The organism is Oleiphilus sp. HI0066, from assembly GCF_001635725.1.
The window spans coordinates 1-1213 of sequence record NZ_LWFH01000643.1 but is presented as its reverse complement, the minus strand read 5'-3'; the positions used below and the strand labels follow the sequence as shown (position 1 = coordinate 1213).

Sequence of the window (1213 nt, the reverse complement as noted above, 5' to 3'; positions counted from 1 at the left end):
TCAGATCCCCACTGAATCTGAAAGCGATCTAAGCAGCTTAATTACTCTGCTGTGGGACCTGTCGCTCGAAATAGGACATAGTGTTCGTACAATCGACGAATGTATTGAGCAAGCAAGCCTAGATGTAACGATTGCAACAAATCTTTTAGAGACTCGAACAATTTCCGGCGCCGAGTCATTAAAATCAACACTCACAAGCCGTATGTATTCTGACGAAGTCTATACGTCCAAAGACTACTTTATGGCCAAGTTCAAAGAGCAAGTCGAACGCCACGAACGTTATGGTGGCAACGAATACAATCTTGAGCCGAACATTAAAGCTTCGCCTGGTACACTTCGCGATATTCAGACAGTTGGCTGGATTACAAAGCGTCACTTTGGCCCTGAGGCCAAAACCGCAAGAGAACGATATCACTTTCTGACGGACGAAGAATTCAACCTCCTTCTTTCAGGGGAGACCTTTTTATGGTCTTTGCGCTATGGTCTTCAGATGGTTGCAAATCGAAGCGAAAACCGACTGCTGTTTGATCACCAACGCAAGGTTGCCAAAATTCTTGGCTACGAAGACAGTGACAATTCACTGGGCGTTGAGCTTATGATGCAGCGCTACTATCGTACTGTACTCGCTCTTGCTGAACTCGCTGATGTGATTCTTCAGTACTTTGATGGTTTTTATCTTAATCCAAATCGAGAGACTGTAACGACTCCACTGAACAACCGCTTTCAAGTTAGCAATGGCTATGTAGAGACGGTAGATGATGGTGTCTTTGATCGCTCCCCGTACGCACTGATCGAAATATTTTTGTTAATGGCGCAAAACCCTGCAATCAAGGGTATTCACGCGACAACGATTAGACTGATTCGAGAACATCAATATCTGATCGATGATAGTTTCCGCGCAGACCTAGCTAACACGACAATGTTCCGAGAGATTCTGCGAACACCGCATAGACTTCACCGAACCTTGCGCAACATGCTTAAGTACAATGTACTTTCCCGTTATTTACCTGAATTTGCCTCGACCGTCGGACAGATGCAGCACGACCTGTTTCATACCTATACTGTTGACGCGCACACCATTCGACTAGTTAGAAACATTGTTCGATTACATGACGAGCAGCACAAAGAATCATTTCCGCTCGCCGCTTCGCTCGTCAAAGGACTTCCTAAGTTAGAGCTGTTGTATGTAGCAGGCATTTACCACGATATTGCC

Annotated in this window: 1 pseudogene; it reads left to right on the top strand. The window is 45.3% G+C overall.

Annotation, left to right across the window (positions count from 1 at the left end):
* A pseudogene (glnD, locus tag A3738_RS08195) lies at nucleotides 1–1213 on the top strand ([protein-PII] uridylyltransferase); the annotation flags it as partial.